The sequence below is a fragment of the Halopiger aswanensis genome (assembly GCF_003610195.1).
Classification (GTDB): domain Archaea; phylum Halobacteriota; class Halobacteria; order Halobacteriales; family Natrialbaceae; genus Halopiger; species Halopiger aswanensis.
The window spans coordinates 137,407-157,613 of the sequence record NZ_RAPO01000001.1; the positions used below are offsets into that span (position 1 = coordinate 137,407).

Annotated in this window: 22 protein-coding genes; 7 read left to right on the forward strand and 15 right to left on the reverse strand. The window is 66.3% G+C overall.

The genetic code is table 11. The annotated features are described in order from the left end of the window. Positions 1 to 71: 71 nt before the first annotated feature. The 3 genes from ATJ93_RS00670 to ATJ93_RS00680 form a co-directional block, all read right to left on the reverse strand. Positions 72 to 1,229, reverse strand: coding sequence for a pyridoxal phosphate-dependent aminotransferase (locus ATJ93_RS00670; RefSeq protein WP_120242725.1), 1,158 nt, complete (start codon positions 1,227 to 1,229; stop codon positions 72 to 74). A gap of 6 nt (positions 1,230 to 1,235) precedes the next feature. Then, a complete protein-coding gene (locus tag ATJ93_RS00675) occupies positions 1,236 to 1,721 on the reverse strand; it encodes an Lrp/AsnC family transcriptional regulator (protein ID WP_120242726.1) in 486 nt (161 codons plus the stop codon). A gap of 116 nt (positions 1,722 to 1,837) precedes the next feature. Continuing rightward, positions 1,838 to 2,443, reverse strand: coding sequence for a hypothetical protein (locus tag ATJ93_RS00680; protein ID WP_120242727.1), 606 nt, complete (start codon positions 2,441 to 2,443; stop codon positions 1,838 to 1,840). Positions 2,444 to 2,582: 139 nt separating this feature from the next. Here ATJ93_RS00680 and ATJ93_RS00685 point away from each other — a divergent pair, with 139 nt between their 5' ends. Beyond that, a complete protein-coding gene (locus ATJ93_RS00685; protein ID WP_120242728.1) occupies positions 2,583 to 3,191 on the forward strand; it encodes a thioredoxin family protein in 609 nt (202 codons plus the stop codon). Between the two features lie 122 nt (positions 3,192 to 3,313). Beyond that, positions 3,314 to 4,507 carry a mechanosensitive ion channel family protein gene (locus ATJ93_RS00690; RefSeq protein WP_120242729.1) on the forward strand — a complete coding sequence of 398 codons (1,194 nt, stop codon included), beginning with the start codon at positions 3,314 to 3,316 and terminating at the stop codon, positions 4,505 to 4,507. Positions 4,508 to 4,525: 18 nt separating this feature from the next. Here ATJ93_RS00690 and ATJ93_RS00695 read toward each other — a convergent pair whose 3' ends face one another. Continuing rightward, the gene (locus ATJ93_RS00695) at positions 4,526 to 5,638 is read right to left on the reverse strand and encodes an NADH:flavin oxidoreductase/NADH oxidase (protein ID WP_120242730.1); all 1,113 of its coding nucleotides are present in this window, start codon (positions 5,636 to 5,638) and stop codon (positions 4,526 to 4,528) included. A 179-nt stretch (positions 5,639 to 5,817) separates the two neighbouring features. On the opposite strand from ATJ93_RS00695, the gene ATJ93_RS00700 reads away from it, so the two are divergent. Next, a complete protein-coding gene (locus ATJ93_RS00700; RefSeq protein ID WP_120242731.1) occupies positions 5,818 to 6,651 on the forward strand; it encodes a BtpA/SgcQ family protein in 834 nt (277 codons plus the stop codon). A 24-nt stretch (positions 6,652 to 6,675) separates the two neighbouring features. On the opposite strand, the gene ATJ93_RS00705 is transcribed toward ATJ93_RS00700, so the two are convergent. From ATJ93_RS00705 to ATJ93_RS00715, 3 genes are all read right to left on the reverse strand, one after another. Then, the gene (locus ATJ93_RS00705; RefSeq protein ID WP_120242732.1) at positions 6,676 to 7,971 is read right to left on the reverse strand and encodes a tripartite tricarboxylate transporter permease; all 1,296 of its coding nucleotides are present in this window, start codon (positions 7,969 to 7,971) and stop codon (positions 6,676 to 6,678) included. Positions 7,972 to 8,034: 63 nt separating this feature from the next. Next, positions 8,035 to 9,099 (reverse strand): Brp/Blh family beta-carotene 15,15'-dioxygenase, encoded by a 1,065-nt coding sequence (locus ATJ93_RS00710; protein ID WP_120242733.1) that lies wholly within the window; start codon positions 9,097 to 9,099, stop codon positions 8,035 to 8,037. After that, the gene (locus ATJ93_RS00715) at positions 9,089 to 9,976 is read right to left on the reverse strand and encodes a lycopene cyclase domain-containing protein (RefSeq protein WP_120242734.1); all 888 of its coding nucleotides are present in this window, start codon (positions 9,974 to 9,976) and stop codon (positions 9,089 to 9,091) included. Before ATJ93_RS00715 ends, ATJ93_RS00710 begins: the two co-directional genes overlap by 11 nt. A 152-nt stretch (positions 9,977 to 10,128) precedes the next feature. Here ATJ93_RS00715 and ATJ93_RS00720 point away from each other — a divergent pair, with 152 nt between their 5' ends. Beyond that, on the forward strand, positions 10,129 to 11,196 hold the full coding sequence (locus tag ATJ93_RS00720) for a Brp/Blh family beta-carotene 15,15'-dioxygenase (protein WP_120242735.1): 1,068 nt from the start codon (positions 10,129 to 10,131) through the stop codon (positions 11,194 to 11,196). A 168-nt stretch (positions 11,197 to 11,364) separates the two neighbouring features. On the opposite strand, the gene rpl12p is transcribed toward ATJ93_RS00720, so the two are convergent. Genes rpl12p through ATJ93_RS00735 form a run of 3 tightly spaced genes read right to left on the reverse strand, consistent with a single transcriptional unit; the run spans position 11,365 to position 13,423 of the window. Continuing rightward, complete coding sequence (gene rpl12p, locus ATJ93_RS00725) at positions 11,365 to 11,715, reverse strand: 50S ribosomal protein P1 (RefSeq protein ID WP_120242736.1); 351 nt, start codon at positions 11,713 to 11,715, stop codon at positions 11,365 to 11,367. 24 nt (positions 11,716 to 11,739) lie between these two features. After that, positions 11,740 to 12,789, reverse strand: a complete 1,050-nt coding sequence (locus ATJ93_RS00730) for a 50S ribosomal protein L10 (protein WP_120242737.1) — start codon at positions 12,787 to 12,789, stop codon at positions 11,740 to 11,742. 1 nt (position 12,790) lies between these two features. Then, complete coding sequence (locus ATJ93_RS00735) at positions 12,791 to 13,423, reverse strand: 50S ribosomal protein L1 (protein ID WP_120242738.1); 633 nt, start codon at positions 13,421 to 13,423, stop codon at positions 12,791 to 12,793. Between the two features lie 283 nt (positions 13,424 to 13,706). On the opposite strand from ATJ93_RS00735, the gene ATJ93_RS00740 reads away from it, so the two are divergent. Further along, positions 13,707 to 14,315: a hypothetical protein gene (locus tag ATJ93_RS00740; RefSeq protein WP_120242739.1), complete on the forward strand. Its 609-nt coding sequence runs from the start codon at positions 13,707 to 13,709 to the stop codon at positions 14,313 to 14,315. Positions 14,316 to 14,604: 289 nt separating this feature from the next. Here the strand turns inward: ATJ93_RS00740 and ATJ93_RS00745 are convergent, their stop codons facing one another. From ATJ93_RS00745 to ATJ93_RS00765, 5 genes are all read right to left on the reverse strand, one after another. After that, entirely contained in the window at positions 14,605 to 15,081 is a 477-nt protein-coding gene (locus ATJ93_RS00745; RefSeq protein WP_120242740.1) for a 50S ribosomal protein L11, read from the reverse strand. A 136-nt stretch (positions 15,082 to 15,217) separates the two neighbouring features. Further along, positions 15,218 to 15,529 carry a divalent-cation tolerance protein CutA gene (gene cutA / locus ATJ93_RS00750; protein ID WP_120242741.1) on the reverse strand — a complete coding sequence of 104 codons (312 nt, stop codon included), beginning with the start codon at positions 15,527 to 15,529 and terminating at the stop codon, positions 15,218 to 15,220. 97 nt (positions 15,530 to 15,626) lie between these two features. After that, positions 15,627 to 15,815, reverse strand: coding sequence for an HEWD family protein (locus tag ATJ93_RS00755; RefSeq protein ID WP_120242742.1), 189 nt, complete (start codon positions 15,813 to 15,815; stop codon positions 15,627 to 15,629). 133 nt (positions 15,816 to 15,948) lie between these two features. After that, positions 15,949 to 17,460, reverse strand: a complete 1,512-nt coding sequence (locus ATJ93_RS00760; protein WP_120242743.1) for a phosphoenolpyruvate carboxykinase (ATP) — start codon at positions 17,458 to 17,460, stop codon at positions 15,949 to 15,951. Positions 17,461 to 17,707: 247 nt separating this feature from the next. Then, positions 17,708 to 18,979 (reverse strand): MFS transporter, encoded by a 1,272-nt coding sequence (locus ATJ93_RS00765; RefSeq protein ID WP_120243875.1) that lies wholly within the window; start codon positions 18,977 to 18,979, stop codon positions 17,708 to 17,710. A 195-nt stretch (positions 18,980 to 19,174) separates the two neighbouring features. Here ATJ93_RS00765 and ATJ93_RS00770 point away from each other — a divergent pair, with 195 nt between their 5' ends. Both ATJ93_RS00770 and ATJ93_RS00780 read left to right on the forward strand, forming a co-directional pair. Then, positions 19,175 to 19,357, forward strand: a complete 183-nt coding sequence (locus ATJ93_RS00770) for a DUF7501 family protein (protein WP_120242744.1) — start codon at positions 19,175 to 19,177, stop codon at positions 19,355 to 19,357. A 679-nt stretch (positions 19,358 to 20,036) separates the two neighbouring features. After that, on the forward strand, positions 20,037 to 20,177 hold the full coding sequence (locus tag ATJ93_RS00780; protein ID WP_120242745.1) for a rubrerythrin-like domain-containing protein: 141 nt from the start codon (positions 20,037 to 20,039) through the stop codon (positions 20,175 to 20,177). Positions 20,178 to 20,207: the final 30 nt, after the last annotated feature.

Below are 20,207 nucleotides of genomic sequence, written 5' to 3' on the forward strand. Positions count from 1 at the left end.
AACGCGCAGGCGACGATGAAAACGGTGCTGGTAGCGCCCGGCAGATCCCTTCCGCTGTCCGCGAACCGCCGTCAGACGTGGTCTTCGACGAACGCCTCGAGTCGGTTCAGCGCCTTGCGCAGGTCGTCGAGGCCGGTCGCGTAGGAGACGCGGAGGTGGCCCTCGCCGCCGGCGCCGAAGACGTCGCCGGGGACGACGGCGACGCCCTGCTCGCGCAGTACCGCTTCGGCGAACTCCTCGGCCGTCCAGCCCTCCGGAACTTCGGGGAAGCAGTAGAACGCGCCCTTAGCCTCGAAGACGTCCATCCCGATCTCGCGGAACCGCGAGAGGACGAACTGGCGGCGCCGATCGTACTGCTCGACCATCTCTCGGACGTCGCCGTCGCAGGAATCCAGCGCCTCGAGGGCCGCGTGCTGGGCCGTCGTCGGCGCCGAGAGCATCGTGTACTGGTGGATCTTGTTCATCGCGCCGATGACGTCGGCGGGGCCGAGCGCGTAGCCCAGCCGGAGGCCGGTCATCGCGTGGGCCTTCGAGAACCCGTTGAAGACGACGGTCCGCTCGCGCATGCCCGGCAGCGTCGCGATGGAGGTGTGGTCGCCCTCGTAGGTGAGTTCGGCGTAGATCTCGTCGGCCAGCACGGTCAGGTCGTGCTCGCGGGCGAACTCGGCGACCGGCTCGAGGTCGGACTCGCGCATGATCGCGCCGGTCGGGTTGTTCGGGTAGCACAGGACGAGCAGGTCGGCCTCGCTCGCGCCGGCCGCCTCGAGGGCGTCGACGGTGAGCCGGAAGTCGTCTTCCTTCTTCGTCGGGACGGACAGGACCTCGCCGCCGGCGAAGATCACGCCCGGCTCGTAGGAGATGTACGACGGCTGGGCGATCGCGACGGTGTCGCCGGGATCGACCAGCGCGCGGAAGGCGAGGTCGACGGCCTCGCTCGCGCCGGCCGTGACGATGATCTCCTCGTCGGCGCCGTAGCCCAGATCGAACCGGTCGGCGACGTAGTCGCTGATCGCCTCGCGGAGTTCCCGCTTGCCGCGGTTGGCCGTGTAGGAGGTCTTCCCCTGCTCTAGGGACGTGATCGCGGCGTCGCGGGCGGCCCACGGCGTCGAGAAGTCGGGTTCGCCGACGCCCAGCGAGATGACCTCGTCGCGCTCCTCGGCGATCTCGAAGAACCGCCGGATACCCGACGGTGGAACCGCCTGCACGCGATCTGAGAGTTCGAAGGTCATGGTGGGTCAGGGCGAAACTGAGAGCCGGTCGTCCTCGTCGCCGTCGCCGAGTTCGATCCCGTTCTCCTTGTAAGAGGTCATCACGTAGTGGGTGACCGTCTGGGTGATCTCGGGGACGGGCGCGACCTTCTCGCTGATGAACTGGGAGACCTCGCGGATCGAGTCGCCCTCGACCTCCATGTCGAAGTCGTAGTCGCCGCTGACCAGCCGCAGGGCCTTGACCTGCGGGAATCGTGCGAGGCGCTCGGCGATGTCGCCGTAGCCGGTCTCGCGGTCGAGGCGGACGTTCAACTCGACCTCGGCGCGGACGCGCTCGTCTTCCAGTTTGTCCCAGTCGACGACCGCCTGGTAGCCGCGAACCACGCCCGCTGCCTCGAGTTCCGCGATTGCTGCCTCGACCTCGTCTTCCTCGAGGTCGGTCATTCGCGCGATGTCGGCGGTGGAGTATCGCGCGTTCTCACGAAGCAACTCGAGCACCTCGCGTTCGCTCATACCGCGTGAAAACGCAAGCGCGAGTAAAAACGTTGTTCTTTCCCACGATAAACGAGGAAGGATCGGGCGGTCGAGACGAGGATCGGGAACCGAGACTCGAGACGCGACTCGACGCGTTACCGGTAGTTCTTGAACAGCAGCGCCCGCACGTCGTCTTTCGTCTGGACGTCCTCGGTGGAGCCGTCGGGCAGCGTCACGGTGTACCGGTAGTCCGCGGAGGACGACTCCTCCCACTTGTCGTCGTGGGTCTCGAGGAGGCTCATCATCTCGTCGAGCATTTCGTCGTCGTCGGCGTCGCCGCTCTCGCTCTCGCTCCCGTTGTCGCTGCTGTCAGCATCTCCCTCGCCGCCGCCGGACTCGACGCTCGAGTCGTCCGTGTTCGTACTCGAGTCGTTCGACTCGTCGGTGTCGTCGTCATCCTCGGCCTCGTCGGGATCGGCCGGATCGGCCGTTTCGTCGTAGGACACCTCTTCGCCGACCGACTCGCCGTCCGCTTCGATCGCGGCACCGACCGAACCGGCGACGTCGTCGGTCGCCGAGGAGTGAAACGCCTCGTCGATCTCGATGTCCACGTCGGCCTCGCCGTCGATGTTGTCGATCAGAAACTGGACCGCGTCCCGCTCGCGGACGAAGCCGTACTTGCCGACGACCTCCTCGGAAATCTCCTGCCGGAGTCGCTGGATGAACGCGTACTGTTCGTCCGTGATCTCGAGCGTCTTCATAGTCCATCGATGCTGCGGGTGGTACAAATAGGTACGCCGTCACAGACGGCTCGCTTTTGCGGTCGCACGCGTCGGCGCAGTCGTCCGGGCGGATCCCGCGAGCGGGATTCTTAAGCATCGACGGATTGAACGGTTCGATATGGTCCTGCAAGAGTCCGACACCGAACTCGAGGCCGGCGACGCCGCGCCGGACTTCGAATTGCCGGGCGTCGACGGGGAGACGTACACGCTCGAGTCCTTCGCCGACAGCGAGGCGCTGCTGCTCGTGTTCACCTGTAACCACTGCCCGTACGCGCAGGCGAAGTTCGACCTGCTGAACGAACTGGCCGAGGAGTACGACGACGTCTCGGTCGTCGGAATCAATCCCAACGACGCCGAGGAGTACCCCGAGGACTCCCTCGAGAAAATGCAGGAGTTCGTCGACGAAGGTCGCATTCGGTACGACGCCTACCTGCGCGACGAGAGCCAGGACGTCGCCGCCGAGTACGGTGCTGTCTGTACGCCCGATCCGTTCCTGTTCGAACGCGCGGCGCCACGCGCCGCGGAGAATCGAGCGGCGGAGCCGCGAGACGAGGACGACGAGTTCCGCCTGGTCTACCAGGGCCGACTCGACGACGCCTTGAACCCCGACGACCAACCGACGCGGTTCCACATCCGCGAGGCGATCGACGCCGTGCTGGCCGGGGAGGACGTCGACCTCGAGTGGCAGCCCTCGCAGGGTTGTTCGATCAAGTGGAAAGACGACTAGCGGGACGCGTTTCGGTTGAGACGCTCGAGTCAGCGAACGACGGACACCGACCGCGCCCGCCGAGGAGGGTGCCAGAAGATGCGACGACGTCCGGAGGTTGAAACTGCCGGCTCCGGGCACAAATGCGCGCCTCCCGTACCCGAATTGTCGACGTGGACCACTTCTGCTCTGCAGTCGCAACTTCGCTTCGACCGGACCCGATCCGGCGCTTTCAGGAGACGCACTTCACCGCGTTCGAGATCCAGTTGCTCGCGACGGCCCTTCTCGTCGTCTTCGTCGGGCTCGGGCTCGTCGCCGCGTCTCGCATGCGTCCCCTCGTAAGGCGCCGGTACGGGCGGCAACTCGCGGAGATATCCTCGGTACTGGTCGTCGGCGCCGTCGTCGTCTCGTCGGTGTACGCTTTCACCCTCGTCTGGTGGGTCTCGGGCATCCTCGAGTCCACCCTCGAGATGATGACCGTCGACCGGATGATCGCCACCTACCAGCTCGTGACGGTCGCGATCGCGCTGACGGCCTACCTCGCGATCCGGTTCGTCAACCGGTCGATCGACAAGCTCGCCCAGACGAAAGCGCTGACGAAACACCAGAGCGAGGTCGCCTACCACGTCGCCGATATCGGTATCGTCGCCGCCGCGGGGACCGTGATCTTCACGCTCTGGGGGATCGACCTCACCAACATCTTCATCGGCGCGGGCGCGATCACCGCGGTCGTCGCGCTGACGGCCCGGGAGACCCTGGCGGCGATGCTCGCGGGATTCATCCTGCTTTTCACTCGACCGTTTACCGTCGGCGACTGGATTCGGGTCAACGAGACTTCCGGCATCGTCACCGACGTTACGCTCTTTACCACCCAAATTCAGACGTTCGACGACAAACACGTTCTGGTCCCCAACGACGAGGTGACCGACAGCCAACTGACGAACTACTCGAAGAACGATCAACTTCGGATCGACGTGGAAGTCGGCGTCGATTACGACGCCGATATCGAGCACGCTCGGTCGATCGTTACGGACGCAGTCGGCGACCTCGAGTCGGTCAAGAACAATCCGAATCCGCAGGTGATCGCCAAACGGTTCGGCGATTCGGCGATCGTGCTCGAGTGTCGGGCCTGGATCGGCGACCCGACGATGCGCCGGCGACTGGACGCGCGAACCGACGTGATCGAGGCGATCGACGCCGCGTTCGACCGCGAAGGGATCTCGATCCCGTTCCCACAGCGCGTGCACGCGGCCCGCGCGGAGGCGCTGCAGGTGGACGGAATCGGCGCCGACCGCGGTCGCTCGTCGCTCGAGGATCGGGCAACGGGCGGCGACTGAATCGAGCTATCGCCGTCGCTACCGCTGCACCGCCCGCCGGTACTGTACCGGCCACTCCTGGGCCGCGTCGTCCTCGAGTTCGCCGGCCGCGCGCAGCCCGAAGTAGGGGTCGCGCAGGAATTCTCGCCCCACGAGCACGAGGTCCGCGCGCCCGTTGCGGACGAGCGCGTCGGCTTGCTCGGGTTCGGTCACGCCGCCGACCGCGCCGACGGCGAGGTCGTCGGTGCCCTCGCGGACCGCTTCGGCCAGCGGGACCTGGAAGTTCGGCCCGCCGGGAACCCGCTGATCGGGGTGGAGCCCGCCGGAACTGACGTCGAGCAGGTCGACGCCGAGGTCGGCGAGGTCGCCGGCCAGTCGCACTGACTGGTCGATATCCCACGATTCACGGTTCTCGAGCCAGTCGGTACCGGAGATGCGAACGAAGACCGGCTTCTCGTCGGGCCAGACGTCGCGGACGGCCCGGACGACTTCGCGGACCAGCCGCGTGCGGTTCTCGAAGCTCCCGCCGTAGTCGTCGTCGCGGTCGTTCGTGACCGGCGAGAGGAACTCGTGGAGCAGGTAGCCGTGGGCCGCGTGGACCTCGGCGATTTCGAACCCGGCCTCGAGCGAGCGCTCGGCGGCGGCGCGGTAGGCGTCGATCACGCCCTCGATGTCGTCCTGATCGGCCTTCCGCATGGCCGGGCGGTCGCCCGCGAACGGCGGGTAGGCGTCGGGAGAGGGCGAAAGGACTTCGTACCCCTCCGCGCCGTCAGGGTCGGTCTCGTCCGGCGAGACCGGGACGTTGCCGTCCCACGGCCGGGTCTTGCTCCCCTTGTGGCCCGCGTGGGCCAGTTGGATGCCCGGAACCCCGCCCTGATCGCGGATAAATTCGGTGATCGGCTGCAGGGCTTCGGCGTGTTCGTCGCTCCAGATGCCCAGATCGTGGGGCGTGATCCGGCCGCGCGGTTCGACGGCCGTCGCCTCGGTCATGACGATCCCGGCGCCGCCGACGGCGCGGCTCCCGAGGTGCACGCGGTGCCACTCGGTCGGCAGCCCGTCGGTATCGCAGCTGTACTGACACATCGGAGAGACCGCGAGTCGATTGGGTATCTCGAGATCGCGCAACGACAGGTCGGAGAAGAGGTCAGCCATGGACGGTCGATCGTAGTGACGGCGGAGGAAAAACGACCGCGGACGGCGACGGCTTTGCCGGCTTGCGATTGCGTACCGATCGCGTTCGGTCCGCGGTCGCATCCGTCGTCCCGATGAGCGCGGATTCGTCGACGACGTGACGACGAATCGTATAACCACCTCGAGATGCGATTTCCGGTATGACTGAAGTGACACCTTTTGCGGACCGGTTCGAGGCCAACCGGCCGGTTCTGGGCATGGTACACTTGCCACCTCTCCCCGGCGCCCCGGCCTTCGACGGCGACCGCGCGGCGATCCGCGAGCGCGCCCTCGAGGACGCCTGCCGACTCGAGGACGGCGGCATCGACGGCATCGTGCTCGAGAACTTCGGCGACGCGCCCTTCTACCCCGAGTCGGTGCCGCCCCACGTCGTCGCCGAGATGACCGCCGTCGCGTCGGCGGTAACCGACGCGGTCGACGTCCCGGTGGGAATCAACGTCCTGCGAAACGACGCCGAGGCGGCGCTGTCGATCGCGGCCGCCGCCGGCGCCGAGTTCGTCCGAGTCAACGTCCACGTCGGGACGGCCGCGACCGACCAGGGCGTCCTCGAAGGGCAGGCCCACGAGACCGTCCGGCTACGCGATCGTATCGACGCCGACGTGGCGATCCTCGCGGACGTCCACGTCAAGCACGCGACGCCGATCGGCGAGACCGACATCGGACGGGCCGCCCTCGAGACGGTCGGGCGCGGCCGCGCGGACGGCGTCATCGTCTCCGGATCCGGAACCGGCGCCGAGACGTCGCTCGAGGAGGTTGAGCGTGTCACCGACGCGCTTGCGGACCGTGAGGCCCCAGTACTCATCGGCAGCGGCGTCACGCGCGAGACGGTAGGGGACTGCTTTGGGGCGGGAGCCAGCGGCGCGATCGTCGGCACGGCGCTCAAGGCGGACGGCGAGACGACGAACCCCGTCTCGAGGGAGCGCGTGGAATCGCTCGTCGACGCCGCGCGGACGGCGGGCTCGAGCGACGCGTAGTGCGCGAAAAGGGGACCGTCGGATTCAGAGTCCGAGCATCAGTGGCCCGATCAGTACGCCCATCAGGTGCACGCGCCGGGCTCGCAGCCGAACCGGAACCAGTCCGATCGCCGTCGCGGCGACGAAGATTGCGATGCCGATCGGACCGGCGAACAGCACCGAGAGAACGAGCAACAGCGCGAGTACGGCCGCCGAGAGCTTCCAGTACGTGAGTCGACCGACTACCTCGAGGTAGGCGTCGCCGACGATAATTACGAGGACGAAGCCGAGCAGTCCGGCGACGACGATGCTCGCGATCAGGACGGGTAGCTCGAGGGGCGCGTTCACGTTCTCGAAGGCAACCATCACGCCGGTTCGCGGTTGGCCGATGGCGACCAGCGCAAAGAGAGCGAAGATGGTGTTCGCCGTGTCGACGCCGCTGGTTGCGACGATGTAGCCGCGGTCGCTGGCGCCGCCGGGGACGACTACCAGCACCGCGACGGCGGCGATGGCCGCTGAGACGCCGGGTATGTAGCCGACGACGGCACCCGCCAGCGCGCCCGCGAGCGCTGTCGTCCCGACGAGCCGCTTCGACGTCGCGATTCCCTCGCCGTCTTGGGGCGGAATCCCGCTCCCGAATATCGCATCGATCAACACCGGCGCGCCGAACAACCCCGCGAACAGTGGCGCGAGCGTCCCGCCGGCCTCGAGGGGCGCGGTCGGCTCGAGATCGAGGGTGAGCCAGCCGAGGCCGGCGGCGAGCGCGAACGAAAGGGCGCCGCCGACCATCCGGCGCCACGTTCGTTCGGCGGAGATCAGCGCGACGACGACCGCGGCTAAGACGAGCGATAGGTGCGCCCGGACCGTCGGATAGACGGCCGTCACACCTCTGGTGATCGGTACCGCGAGCGGCACGGCCGCGAGGACGGCGAGGATACTCCCCAGCGCGGACAGCCGGATCGCTTCGTAGCCGCGGCCCTCGAGAACCATCCGGTGGCCGGGCAGCGCCGTGATCGCCATCTCGGCGTCGGGGACGCCGAGCGCCATCGCGGGGACGGCGTTCAGAAAGGTGTGGACGACGCCGGCCGCGAGCATCGCGCAGCCGACGAACAGCGGCGGGCCCGGCACCGCGGGCGCGACGCCGGCCAGCAGGAGCGCGAAGTTGTTGGCGTGCAGGCCCGGGACGAGGCCGCTACAACCCCCGAGCAGACAGCCGGCGAGGGTCCACGCGAGCAACTGCGCTGTCAGCCGTGGATCGAGGGCCAGATCGATCGGCGCGATTGACGCGGCTGCCGCCGACGCACTAGATGCGGCTATCGCCGCAGCGACTGGCCCAGCCATCGTTCGTGCTGGCCGCCCGTTCGTACTTAAATCCGGGCTCGCGCTCGAGCGGTGTCGACCATATTACTGCCCCGTCCAGAGTCCTTGCTCGAGATCGAGCAGCGCCACGATGACCACGTGGGGCAGCGTCAGCACGGCGATGCCGACTAAATACAGCGCGGCAACGTCGGGGACCGTCGCGGGTGTCCGCGGAACGGCGACCGCCAGTGCAGCGAAGACAGCGAGCGCACCGGCGGTCAGCGGCGCAGCATCGCGTGCGAATCGACCGATCGCGCCTCGAACGTCGCCATTTGCCAGCGCCGCGACCGCCGCGTCGTCGACCAGCAGCGTCCGGAGGATGTGCCGCACCGAATGCCAGCCGGTGAAGTAGAGGCCGATCGCGAGGATCGGCGGCACGACGTCGAAGAAGGCCGCGAGGCCGAGCGTCTCGCTCGCGTCGAGCAGCCAGGGCTCGAGGTCGTCCGTCCGGCGATAGCCGAGTGCGAGCGTGGCGACGACGAGGGTTCCGAAGCCGACGCCGATAGCGTGGCGAACCGCCGGTCGGAACGCGCCCTCGAGCGCGGCCGCCGCACCGGGATCGAACAGGCTGACGAGGGAACCCGCGACGAACCCGTACTGATCGGGGAAGGCGACGAGCGGCACGAGCATCGGCAGGCCGCCGCGGACGACGAGCGCGAGTCCCTTCCGAGCGGGCGTCTCGAGATAGCTGACGCCGGTCAGTTCGCACAGCGCGTAGACGTCGCCCTGGCCCCAGTGGACGAGGGTGAGGAGGATGAACAGCGCGAACGAGACCGCAGGGGCGACGAACCAGAGAGCCGCGTACGCGCCGCCGATCGCGAGATAGCAGCCCCCGACGAGTGCCAGTGCTCGAGGAGTAACGGATTGGCCCCGCGAACGCGGCAGGACAAGGTGGTCGACGGCACCGTGGGGAAGCCCGAGTACGACGACGCTGGCGGCCAGCGGTGCGTACTGATAGACTAGCGGGATCGAGTCAGCGACTACGCTGATTACGAGTCCCAAAATGATTGTGACCAGTCCCGCCACGTGGCTCGCACCCGCCGCCCGTCGACGGGCGTTCACCGCCGTATCCGTCTCCGATGAAGCCCGATTCGCCACGTCAGCGAGCATCGGCTGAGTCAGCGTCGGGGTTCGGTTCCGGCTCCGTCTCTCGGTTCGTCTCCACTCTCTGTACCGGTCGGCTCGAGCGGCGTCCAATCCGCCGGAGATCGTCGACCGAGGGCAGTTCGTCGGCTCGCTCGACGACCCACGCGTAGAGGACGATCCCCTGGACCACGAAGGCGTTCGTCGCGAGGAAAAACAGCGCCTCCTCGAGCGGGAGGCCGGCGAGCGCGTAGCCGGTCGTGTGGGTTTCGGAGATGATCCAGAGCCCCCACTCGAGGGCGAGCCGGTCGGCGAACCAGAGGTAGAGCGTCGGTAGCGCGATCGCGACCCCGACGAACCGTCGGATCGCCCAGAGGTAGGGTGCTCCGAACGCCCACTGCAGCGTGAGGATCGGCCCGGCCCACAGCACCAGGGCACCGAGGTAGTAGGTCTCGGTCGACCCCGAACTCAGCAGCTCCCATCCGAGACCGATGACGGTGAGGCCGGCACAGCAGCCGGCGATACGGTGTCGGCCCGGTAGCTCCAGTTTCAGTCCCAGTTCCACCGACCGCTCGGACCCCGGCGGTCCGAACTGCACCAGCACGAGCGCGGTCAGGATCGGCTGGAGCACGAAAAAGAGGTACTCCTCGAGCGGCGTGTGCCAGAGCGTTCCGCGAACGACGCCCTCGCCGTACCACCACACGCCCTGCGGGATCAGGAGGTTCGTCCACGGCGTGGTGTAGACGACCGCGAGGGCGACGATGATCGCCAGTCCGGTTCCGACTCGACGGCTCCACCGGCGTCGCGCCTGCGACGATTCGGCCCGCCGGTATGCGAGCCAGCCCAGCGCGAGGATCGGCGGGCACAGAAACGCCGCGTGAAACTCGAGGTAGCTCAGCGTCATCGGGTCCCGCGGCGATAGATCAGTAGTTCGGTCATTCGATCGGTCTCACCGTAGCGTGGCGACTGGACCGACGTAAAGAATCGGGCCAACTGGGAAAAACACCCGTCCGACGTCGGCCAGTCGTCAAGGATCGCGCGTTCGTATGCCGGTCCATGCAGACCGTGTTGCTGCGACAACGGTCCCGTCTGTCGCTCGAACGTCTCGGCATCCAGGGGTCGCGGATCGCGCTGCTTGCGCTCGTTCTCGGATTCGGCCTCGGCGCTGTCGCCGGGTGGTCACTTTCGCTCGAGGCGCAACTGCTCGTTTACCTCGTCGGAATGATCGGGCTGAACCTTCCCCACGGCGGGTACGAGCACGTCGTCAACCTCCGCGGGCGCGGCGTTCGGTTCGGCGTCCGGTACGTGGCGCTGTACCTGCTCTGTCTGGCCGCGTTCGTCGCGGCGTTCTTTCTCACGCCGATCGTCGCACTGGGGATCGGCTTTACCGCTGCGATCGCGAAGGCCGGCTACGGCGATCTGCGGGTGCTCGACGCGATAGCGGGGCGCAATCGGCTCGAGGGACGACCACGCCGTACTCGGCGAATTCTGGCCGGTTTCGTCCGCGGCGGCAGCGTGCTGATCGTCCCGCTGCTGGCTCATCCGGGACCGTTCTACGGGACCGCGGCGTACATTGCGAGCGTCGTCGATCCCGGTGCGGCGGTCGTCCTCCGCGAATCGTTGCCGGCCGTCCGATTACTGGTCGGCGCCGTGTTCGGAACGGCGATCGTCGGATACGTCACACTCGGTACCGTCGACGCTATTCGATCGCTCGAGCGCGAGCCCGCCCGTTCGCGGTCGTGGCTCTCCGACGCGGCCGAAACGACGCTCCTGCTGACGTACTTCGTCGTCGTCCCGCCCATCGTCGCGGTCGGACTGTACTTCCCGCTGTGGTACTCGCTGCGACAACTCGCGCGCGAGCGATTGGCGACGCGGCCCGGACCGAACGCTGTCGAGTCCTCGAGACGCGCGACCGCCGGCGCCGTCCTCGCAGTTGGCGCGGCGACCGCGGCGGTCGCGGGGCTCCTCTGGATTCTCGTCCCGAATCCGCTCGGCGGCGGCGAACTCCTGCCGGGACTGGTCGCCTTCTACACGCTCTTCGTCTGCCTCATCGCCCTGCCCCACGTCGCCGTCGGCGAGTGGTTCGATCGCCGCGGCGGGATCTGGTACGTTCGGCAGTCGTGAATCAGATCGCTATCGTCCGATCGTCGGTCCCGCTACGGAGGCGGTGGCGTCGACGCTCGAGCCGCTACTCCTCAGACAACTGTAACCGCAAGCAGGTCACAGCACCGCCGCTCTACGGTCGTGGACGCGCCAAAAAATCGGAAGGTTGTCTAACTCGTCGGAACCGACTTAGCCGAAGAGCTCGCCGAGGCCTTCGCCGCCGGCGCCCTCGTCTTCGTCGTCGTCCTCGTCCTCGTCCGTCGTGTCCGGGACGTCGCTGGTTTCTTCGGCTTCTTCTTCCTCGGCACCGCCTTCGGCGCCGCCCGCAGCGGCACCGCCCGCGGCGGCTCCGCCGGCGGGGACGGCAGCGGCTTCCTCGACCGCTTCGTCGATGTCGACGTCCTCGAGTGCGGCGACGAGCGCCTTGACACGGGACTCTTCGACGTCGACGCCAGCGGCGTCGAGCACGTCGGTGAGGTTGTCTTCGTTGATCTCTTCGCCCGATTCGTTCAGGATGAGTGCAGCGTATACGTATTCCATTGTTGTATCCTCCGTTAGTGGTCGTTAGCCGAACATCTCGCCGAGACCGGCTGCGCCGTCACCGTCGTCTTCGTCATCGTCGGTGTCGGCGTCCTCGGCCTCGGAGTCGTCCTCTTCGTCTGCCGATTCGTCCTCGCCCTCGTCCTCGGCGGCCGCTTCAGCGTCAGCTTCGGCAGCGGGCGCCTCGACGTCCTGCAGTTCCTCGGGCAGGGCTTCCTCGTCGTCGATCTGGGCGGCGAGCGCACGAACCTGTGCGTCGGCCTTGCTGACGAGGTCGGGCATGAGGGCTTCGTCCTCGATCGCGGCCTGCAGGCCGAGGCTCTTGGCCTCGCCCGTGGCCTTGGCGATAAGCGTCGGCGCCGTCGCCGCGGTCGGGTACTCCGCGTTGATCGCGAGGTTCCGTGCGCGAGCGGCGGCCGTCGCGATGTCGCTCTCGTAGGCCTCGACGTCGATGTCGAGGTCCTCCGGGTCGAAGAGCACGCCGTCGGCGATGACGGCGCGCAGGTCGAGCCCGACTTCCTTGGGCTCGATACCCAGTTCGTTGAGGACGTTGGCCAGATCCGCAGAGACTTCCTCGCCGGCCTCGAGGACCGTCGAGTCCTCCATGACCTGGATCGAACCGTCCTCGATGCGCGCGTTCGCGCCGATGCTCTGCAGTTCGCCGACGAACGGACCGGGATCGATCCCGGTGTCACCCTCGGGGATGACGATGTCGTTCGGGGCGACTTCCCCTTCGTTGATCGGAGCGGGCGTCTTGGACGCCTCGAGCTCCTTGTAGAGGGTGAAGGGGTTGTCGTTCGTCGCGATCAGGCCGACGTGGCCCTCGACGTGTTCGACGAGGTCGTCGTAGCCGGCGTCCTCGAGCGCGCGGATCTGCAGGGTATTGCGGCTGACGCGCAGCTCTGCGGTGCCGTACAGATCGCGGCGCATGTCCTGCAGCTGCTTCGAGGGGATACCGGTGAGGCCGACGATGCCGACGCTCTCGTAGTCGGCGAGCAGGTCGGCGAGTTCGTCGACCTCTTCTCGCTTCCACTGGGGAAGGTTCTCGGTTTTGCGTTCAGCCTGTGCGCTCATATTAGGCCACCTCCACGGACGGCCCCATCGTCGTCTTGACGTAGACGGCGTCGATGTTCTGGGGCCCCTTCTCGAGGTCGGCGTGCAGGCGTCGCAGGATGACGTCGATGTTGTCGGCGACGTCCTCGGCATCCATCTCCTCGGAGCCGACGAGCGTGTGGAACGTGCGTCGGTCACCCGAGCGAAGCTGCACGGTGTTCTTGAGCCGGTTGACGGTCTCGACGACGTCCTCGTCGGGCGAGAGCGGGTCCGGCATCTTCCCCCGGGGACCGAGGATGGTACCCAGGTGCCGGGCGATATCTTGCATCATCGCCTCTTCGGCGATGAAGAAGTCCGTCTCGTCGGCCATATCCTTGGCTTCGTCGTCGTCAAGGTCGGCCACGTCGTCCTCCGAAAGGACCTCGTCCGCGACCTCCTCGGCGCGGACGGCGGTTTCTCCTTCGGCGATGACGACGATTCGCGTCTCCTGTCCGGTTCCGGACGGGAGCACGACGGACTCGTCAACACGGTTCGACGGTTCGTTCAGGTCAAGGTCGCGCAGGTTGATCGCGAGGTCCACCGTCTCGGTAAAGTTCCGGTCCGGCGACTCCTCGAGTGCGCGAGCCACTGCGGTTTCAATATCCGAATCTGCCATCGTTCACCTCCGTAGTACGCAGGGTTGCTCCTACGGGTCAGTGAAACAGGCTAGGCCTGTCTCTGTTGAAGCAAATGCCATGTCGAACTTAAACCCGTCGAACTGCGATCCTCGCGGGTCCGTCTAACCGGTAGCGTGCGGCGCTGTCACATCCGATACGCCACCGCTCGATCTCACAGCGGTCGGCGCGAGCTCCGCCATCACGTCCGGAAGCGTGAACGCCCAGCTACAACGACCTCCACCAACCAAAGGTAATATTAGACTGAACCATAGTTGTAGACGTATGTGGCCAGAAAGTATATACACGGTTGGCGGCGCCGGAACGGCGACGACCGGCCCGCTCGCGTTCCTGGGTGCCGAGTGGATCGAGGTCTATCGATCGCTCGCGCTCCCCGTGCGTGCGGGCGGACAATTCCTTACGGCAGCCCTGCTCGCACTGCTCGTGCTCGGACTCGTGCAGGGATACGGCTCCCGATCGGTCCAGACTGCCCGCCGGAGCCCGGTCATTTCGATCTGTATCGGGCTGCCGACCGCGCTCGTCGTCGCCTCCCTCGCGGGAACCGGCTACCTCATCTCCGGTGAGAGCGTCGGCGTCTTCTTCGGCATCCCGCTGGTTGTCCTCGGGCTCGCGACGCTGCCGCCGCTTTCGGCCGTCGGACTCGTCGCGATCGGTCAATCGATCGCAGCGCGGGTTGGCGACGACCGGCTGTGTACCGGCGTCCTCGTCGGCAGTCTCCTCGCCGGGGCAGCCGGGGGCGCACTCGAGGCGACGGTCGCCCTAACCGTACTCGCTGCTGCGCTCGGGGTCGGCGCCGGGGCGCGCACCCTGTTCGCCGCCCGCGGGTCGACGCGACCCGACGAGCGAACCGTCCCGCCCGCAAACAAGATCTGAGCCGCGTTCTGGCCGCTGCGTTCTCGATCGTTCGATTTCGACGCTGCCGGATTCTCGCCGTTCGGCTCGAGGCGTCGGCCGTCGATACAACCACCGTCAGCCAGTCCCTCAATCGACGGACGCTGCAAAAGTCGTCTGACGCCCGTCTGACGCGGTCCATCCGTTACACTCGCGAGGTAGGTGTCCGGGCCGGCCGAGCCGGCGGCTTTCGGGGCGTCGCTATCGCACGGCACGGTCGGAACGGCAGAAAACGAGCCCGTCGGGCGGTTTCCGAACCGGACCAGAACCGTTATTCGGCGAGAACGTCGTCGTACTCGCCGTCGTCGACTCGCTGCTTGAACTCGCGAGCGTCGTTGCCCTCGATGGTCACGCCCATCGAGGCGCAGGTGCCGACGACTTCCTTCGCCGCGTTTTTCGTGTCGTAGGCGAGCAGGTCGGGGTGTTTCTGCTCGGCGATCTGCTTGACCTGATCGACGGACAGGTCGGCGACGAAGTCCTCCTGGGGTTCGCCGCTGCCGGTCTCGAAGCCGGCTTCGTCCTTGATCAGTTCCGCCGTCGGCGGGACACCGACGTCGATCGAGAACGAGCCGTCGTCCTCGTAGTCGACGGTGACGGGAACTTCCGTGCCGTCGAACGCTTCGGTTTGGTCGTTGATCTCCTGGACGACCGCCTGTACGTCGACGGGCGTCGGTCCGAGCTCGGGACCGAGCGGCGGGCCGGGATCGGCCTGGCCACCCGGAACGAGCACTTCGATGGTTCCAGCCATACCTGTCACAACCCGTGCGCGAGTTTTAAGGGTTGCTTTTTCGGGCAGTCGTCGCCTGTGATAGGCTCACGTACACCGATCACCGATCAGGACAACGCGTGCTGTGGCCCTCGAGCGCACTACGGCCAGTACGCCGTTAGTCGCGCCCGTCGACGCTCTCTGCCCGCCACTCCGCGAACGACTCGAGCACAGCAGCTTCGTCGAACCGTTCGATACACGGCACGTCGTAGGGATGCAGTTCGCGGACGCGATCGACGAGGTCGTCGTACGCCTCGTCGGTGGTCTTCGCGAGCAGGACGACCTCGTCGTCGTGATGGATTTCGCCCTCCCAGCGGTACGTCGAGGTGGTCGACAGTCGGTTGACGCAGGCGGCCAGCCGCTCGTCGACCAACCGTTCGGCGAGGTCGTCGGCGTGATCCGGCGGCGCCGTGATGTAGACCGTCGGCATTATCGTCGGCTACGTCGGGGTCGCTCAAAAAGGATCCTTCGTCGCTTCGTCGTTTGATGGCGTTGCCTCGAGACCGCAAATCGAACGAGACGAGACGTCAGGCGTTGTCGACGACTGGATTAAACGCGCCGTTGATGTCCCACTCGTGGAGACAGTGGGGATTGCCGACTTGCTTTTCGCCGTCGTCGGTGTCGATCTGCCATGCCTCGAGTTCCTCGTCCCAGTACTCAGCGCGCTCGCACCGCTCGCATACGCGAGCCGTCGGCGCTCGGACCTGTGCACTCATTAGGGGACCGTGAGAACTGCACGCATATAACGCTACTCTTGTGCGGCAATCGCTGCCGCTGGTCGCTGACATGAAGCCCAAAGAACTGGGCCGTGGTCCCTCTACCAGTTGACTGATGAGGAATCCGCCCGCCTCAGTACACGGCGTCCGTGATCTCTTCGCGCAGGTCCTCGAACTGCTCGAGGTACTCGCGGCGCTCCGCTCGCAGGTCGGCGGCCGCGGCCTCGTAGTCGTCGACGTGGTCCGGGACGTAGTACTCCTCGACCTCGAGTCCGGGTACGGCGTCGGGAATCGTCAGCCCGGTGCGCTCGTCGTCGGTCCACTCGATCGTGCCGCGGGCGGCTTCGGTCAGGATCGTCACCGATTCCTCGACGCCGATATCTTTGGATTCGTCGCCGAGATAGCCCGTGTTGATGATGTAGCACTCGGCGTCTAACTCGTCGATGAGGTCCTGGAAGCTGTTGCCTTCCTCGCCTTCGGAGCCGATAATAAACGGATTCGTCCCGACGACGCGAATCGATTCCCCTGCGCGTGAGGGGTCGCCGGCGCTGGTCTCGATCGACTCGCCGAGCATGAAGGCGACGGCGGCCTCCCGGTCGTCTAACTTCGCAACCGGCGGCATCAGCGGGTTTCGGGTGATGAAAAAGACCTGATCGAGTCGCTCGAGGTCGATCTCCTCGTCGGCGCTCTCGAGTCGATCGCGCCGGACGATCGCCCGGGCGTTGGACGTGTACCGATCCTCGTCGAAGTGGACGGTGCCGTCGTCGTCGACGGCGACGTTCTCGAGGACCGCAGACTCGTGGGTTGCAGCCGCGTAGAGTTCGGGTTGTTCGTCCGGATCGAGGCCGATGGTCTTGATGAACAGTCCCTCGCCCTCGCTGCCGGCGACCGTCCCGTCCGGGAGGAGTCCACAGACGTCGTCCTGCAACATTGTGGCGTCCTCGGGGTCCTCGAGCCAGCAGCCGTGGGAGGTCAGCGTCGACTTCCCGGTCGCGGAGAGGCCCATGAAGACCTGCCCGACGGTCCGGAGGTCGCCGTCGGCGTCGCGGACCCGGACGCGCTTGCTCCCGGCGTGGAGGCCGAGCCCACCCTGCTGCTTGATCCGGTACATGAACAGCCGGAGGAAAGACTTCTTAGCCTCGCCGATGTAGTCCGTGCCGAGGACGGCGGTCACGCCTTCGTCGGGGAGCACGCGGATCGCGGTCTCGTCGTAGTCCGGATCCTGCACGGTGTAGAGGTCCGGCTCGCGCCCGTCGGCGGGCTCGAAGAGGTTCGCCCACGCGAGCGCGATGCGGGCGTGATCGACCGGGACGAACAGCCGGCAGCAGAAGGTCGCGTCGGGGTGGCGGCCCATCAGCCGATCGACGCAGACCATCTCGCGGTCGCCCGCGCGGGCGACCGCGGCCGAGAGCAGGTCGCGATCGCGGTCGGTAAACTCGTGGTCGACGGCGTTTTTCGTCAGGTCGGCGCTTCGGGACCGGACCTCGCTGACGTAGGACGGCGAGCCGAACTCGGTCGTCGTCTCCGCGTGGGCGGCGAGGTCGCGCAGTTCCTCGAGGGAGGGGTTGTAGCGGACGTTTTGCGCAGTCGCCGGATCGGGGAGCTGTGTCGCCAGTGGACGGGGTTCCGTCCCGGTTTCGGACATATACCTACCACCCACTCACCTCGACATATAAATATACATATTCTGAACGCTGTGTGTCATAACTTACCCTGGTTCGATACCAGATATTCGGTACATACCTTCTACCATCTATCAATCCGGTCTGGTTACTCGAAGACTAATTGTCGGTATTAAGGTAGGTATGGATTTGTACTCGAGAAAGAAATAATATTCACTGCTCGATCGTGATAGCGTGTTGAGCAATGGTTCGGTCGTATCGGGACCGCGCTCACCGGCGCGCGATCGAGCGGACGGCGCGAAGGTAGCGATCGACGCCGCGGTCCGTCGCCAGCAGGAAGACGGCGAGGGCGGTCGCGCCGGTGACCGTCGCCGCCAGCAGCCAGAACGCCGATCGAAAGTCGGCGACCTCCGAGACGGTGCCGACGATCGCCGGCGCGATCGCCCCTGCCCCCATCAGCAGCGTCCGGACGGCGCCGAGCCCGCCGCCGGCGATGTCGTCCGGAATGACCGTCATCAGGTACGCCCCGCGGACCGGTCGGAACCCGTGCGAGCCGACGCCGACGGCGACGAGCGTCCCGCCGAGGAGGAGCGGGCCGGCGGTTCCGGTCAGCGAGATGAACGCGATCAGCGCGACCGCGGCGACGCCGAGCGAGCACGCGATGATCGGGAGTCGCCCTAGTCGATCGCTGAGTTCGCCGGTGCCGAGTTGGACGAAACTCACGAGGAAGAACAGGCTGTACAGCAGACTCGCCGTCGCGTCCGTGAAGCCGGCCGCGTCCGTCAGGTACAGCGGAATAAAGGCCACGAGCCCGTTGTAGGTGAACGAAAACAGCACCGTCAGGAGCGCGAACGTCGCGAACCGCCGATTTCGGAGGAGTCTGGTGTACGTGCCGAGGTCGATCGCGTCGACGCCCCCGGTTGGGCCGTCGGCGGTCGTTTCGTCCGGTACACGCTTCGGCACTCGAACGCGAAACAGCGCCGCGAGTGTCAGGCCCACGAGGCCGCCGCCCAGAAAGATCAAGCGCCAACTCTCGCCGAACGCGAAGGTGAGGCCGGCCACTGCGATCACCGCTGTCGGGGCGACGACGCCGCTGAAGGTTCCGACGGTGTCTAACACGCCGAGCGCTCTGCCCGTCCGCTCGGGGTAGGCTCGAGAGAGGAGCCGAACGGAGACGGTCTTGTGCACGCCGGTGCCGCCGCCCATGACGAGCATCGCCGCGACGAGAACGGCAAAGGGCGCGTCGACGGTGAGCGTCAGCGCTGCGGTCGCGGCGATCAGGGCGCCCGCCGTCACGACGACGACCGAGCCGAGTCGGTCCGCGAGCACGCCGGACGGAAACTGCATGACCGCGTAGACGAGCATGAAGCCGGTAAACGCCGTTCCGAGGGTGGCGTTCGAGACGCCGTAACTCGTCTGGAAGGCGCCGAACAACGGCGGGAACGCGTACCGGAGAAACTTCGCGAGAAACCAGATCGCGGCCGTCAGCGCAAGGACGTCGAACCGGACGAGCCGTCGGACCGTCGTCGATACCGATTCCATCGCGTTCCTGTCAGTGTAGCGCCGTCGGGTGACGAGAAACCACCGGTTGCGGTCCGCGTCGCCGACGCCGGTCGTCACGACGCCCGTCGATCGTCCGGTTTCAACGAATCTTCTAGGGGTATTTTATGACTACCTAGGTATATTGAATATATACAGCAGAGCCTTATATAGAACGTTCGAGTACGTCGAGGCACGATGTCAACGAACGGTACTCGAGAGTGGGTCGATCCGATCGTCTGTCCCTTCTGCGGGGACGAACTGCCGTCGCCGGGCGCCGGATTCGTCGATCACATCGACGAGAACGAGGCGTGTGAACACCGATTCGACCGATGGCGAACGAACATCGCCGGCGACATCGGCGGCGAGTGGACGGGCTAAGCGTCGGACAGCTCGTCAGCCGACGCGGCGGGCGAAGCCGGTGTATTGCGACCCTCGAGCGTCGCGCCGCTTACGCCTCACTCTCGCCTACCGACTCGCGGTCGACGAACTTGTAGAAACGGCTCATCCGCCCGCCCTCGGTCTCGTCCTGATAGACGAACGCGAGGTTTTCGGCCTCGGACTCGTCGAAGAACTTCTCCCAGGGGATCGGCTCGAGTTCGTCGTGATCGCGTTTCGTGTCGGGAACTGCAGCCGCAGCAAGCCCGGATCGTCGCCCTCGGCCGTCGCCTCGACGTGGGCGGGGGTGCCGTCACGCTCCTCGACCCAGCGACGGATCGTCTCGTGATCGGTCGTGGCCGAACTATGCGCCGCCTCGACGTCGGCGGAGTCGGAGTCGAAGTCGGACTCGCTCATAGTCGACCACGCGTGACGATCGGTCAGCGATTCCAACTGTCGTTGTCCCTGCACGTTCCGGCTGCTGATGACCGATTCCGCACTCGAGGGGGCCGAATTATTCCTTCGCCGTCGACCGACCACGAGGCGATTCCCTCGCGCTCGGCGACCTCAGAATTTGACGAACGGTCGGTAATTAACCGGATTTATCCGACTGTGATTGTACAGATCGGTACTAGACTGTTTCAGCACAATCCTTTTCTGTGGTATTGGTTCCCGTTGAGCTATGGTCTACATGGATCCGTACTCACCCGACCGATCGTACTACGAATGTCGCGATTGCGGCTACCGAGAGACGGCCGAATCGCTCGAGGCCTGTCCCGAATGCGACGGTGCCGTGAGAAACATCGCGGTCGCCCGCGAGTAGTCGCTTCACCGCAGCTCACGCGCAGTTCTT